This is a genomic window from Bacillus sp. 105MF (assembly GCF_000374885.1).
Taxonomy (GTDB): Bacteria; Bacillota; Bacilli; order Bacillales; family Bacillaceae_G; genus Bacillus_A; species Bacillus_A pseudomycoides.
Genome location: NZ_KB895664.1, coordinates 1 through 2,480, shown reverse-complemented (window position 1 = coordinate 2,480; position 2,480 = coordinate 1). Strand labels below are relative to the sequence as shown.

The 2,480-nt window shown below is 35.6% G+C and carries 1 protein-coding gene and 1 pseudogene; both read right to left on the bottom strand.

What is annotated here, in order from left to right; translation table 11 throughout:
- Positions 1–2,116 (bottom strand): N-acetylmuramoyl-L-alanine amidase family protein (locus C564_RS0131290; RefSeq protein WP_018768217.1); only part of this gene is annotated, 2,116 nt, incomplete at its 3' end.
- Between the two features lie 269 nt (positions 2,117–2,385).
- A pseudogene (locus C564_RS37975) lies at positions 2,386–2,480 on the bottom strand (IS6 family transposase); the annotation flags it as partial.

The window sequence follows — 2,480 nt, the reverse complement described above, 5'->3', positions numbered from 1 at the left end:
GGAAATGATACCCACCACCAACTTGGAACCATCCTATCTTAGCTGCTCCAGATTCATCGAAGTAATACCATTTACCATCGATTTCTTGCCAGCCCTTTTGCATTACGCCATTATCATCAAAGTGGTATATCTTACCGTTATCTTTTTTAAATCCTGTCAGAAAAGCTTGCCCTTCATTATTAAAATAATATTTTTTTCCGTCGATGGTTTCATGCCCATTAAAAGTAGTGTGGTTACCCTTGTTGAAATGATAATTTTTCCCATCAATTACCTTCCAACCCGAATAGGCAGCTCCATCATCTAAACTATAATAGCTTATTGTGAGCTTATCGGCTCCATCTGCTTGAGGGAAAAGTCTCTTTCCAGTGATTCCTGGTTTTCTAATAGAACCATCTCGCTCAATGGCTAGTCGTTGCCCGTAAATAACAATTTGAGAAGTAGTTAGTGCTCTCCCATCCAGATTAGTGGCTCTCTCAAGTACGCCTTTGTCAGAAAAATGAAGAATGGTAAATCGATCTTCTACACGCAGTTCATTTTTAGTAACCTTGAAATCTTTAAAATAGTAAATTTCCCCTTCTATTTCTTGGAAACCGTCTTTAACAAACGCTCCAGAAGCATCAGAATATTGCTCACCTTTCCAGGCTGATCGTTGCAGAGCACCAGAATCATTGAAGTGATACTCCTTACCCTCAATCTGTGCATTAGATGAATTTGGCAACGCCATGATGTTAGACTCCGGATTAAAATAATACGTATGTCCCTTAATTTCCTGCCAACCCTTCAAGAGAACTCCAGAAGCATCAGCATAATAGTAGGCTCCATCTCGTTCTATCCACCTATTCTTTATCAATTTTCCAGAGAAATCGTATGCAGTCCATATAGCGCCATCACTTTTATCATTAGCTTTGAACTCTACTCTTTCATCATCACTCTGTTTCTCATGTTCTTTACCTGGGTACCAGTCTATTAACCAGTTGTTAACTTCATTGTTGGTTTTGCCAGTGAACTGAATTTCAAACCAACGGTCCTTAGTTTCCTTCGTGAAATCATGGCCACTGAAGGAATAACCACCAAGACGTGCTCCATTCTTGTTTTTCAAATGAAATTGTAATTTATTATCATGTGAGTTAGAGACTTGGACAAGTTCAAACACTTCATCATCACCAATCGAATCTGAATATTGAATCCCCTTTCTGTCTTCTGTTCCTGAAAGATATTTTGAACCAGATTTTATAATTACTTTATTACTTCCTTTTTTATAGGGAATAATTTGATAAGAATTACCGTGATTGAGCATATTATTACCTATTGACATTATTCTAATAGGTGTATCTAGGATTTTTGTTGATTCTGCCAATATATTAATTGACCGGTCATTAAAATCTGCTTTAGCTTTAGGGTTATTCGTAACATAATTAGAAAGAACTTCCCTTTTCACTGGATGTGAAGTCAATGTTGCTATCTTCTTTTGTTCTTCTGTTAGATAAGAAAAGCGGTCCACGCCTAACCCTTTAAAGCCGTCAAGAGAGTTTTCTCCAAATTTTTTCTTATAAAATTCGTCAACAAGAACACTATTTTGACCGGATGTTTTTTCTACATATAAGGTGATCTCTTGATTAAGCGCAACTCCGGTTTTTCCTTCGTCCAATTGCGCTTGTGTTATGTAAAGAAGATCGTGCTCTGAAACAGATTCTACATATGGCTTTAAATCTACAATTGTTCCCGCTTCTGTAATCTTAAGCTGCTGCCCTGATTTCAAGTTTTTAATCTCACTTTTCCCATTTGGATAAATCACTTTAATTGGTCTAGTGAAATTCCCATCACCTTTCGTATGATGCACTGAAATATTAAACTCCCCAGATTTAAAGTTAGGAGCTCTGTAAGATACATTCTCTGCATAGGGGCCAGTGTAATTAGATAAATCAGGATCCCCTAAACTTATCCCAACTTTTTCTAAAACATTACTCAATATACCTAATGAGGTAATACCCACATCCACTACCGTAGCTAAATCTGCTTTAGCTTTGTTCTCTGCAACAGGGGCTAAAGAAAAAAGAATACCTAATGCCGCTGTTGCAGGAATTAATTTCTTTCCCATTCTAATTGTTTTTTTCATTTTTGTTTGCCTCTCTTAGTAGAATTTATTTTAAATTGTTTAAACACAATGCTGATCCTCTCTCTCAGCTTGCACTTTTTACTAACAAGCTCAATATCAGTAAATTCATCTTAGTTTAAATTTCTTTCATTTCTCTTTCATAAATATTACAAAAGTCTTTCACAAATCTATCATTTTTATTGTATGTATATATAATGTTCTTTGGTTGGTTATGGTGCAAAAATAAATTATAAAAAAAGTAGGACCTGAATTTCCTACTAAATTACAGTTTATGATGCGATACCAAACAATTTATCAATGAAATCTTTTTGATTTTGGGCAGACTTTACCCCTTGATGAAGTTGCTTCTTTTTCATCATATGCA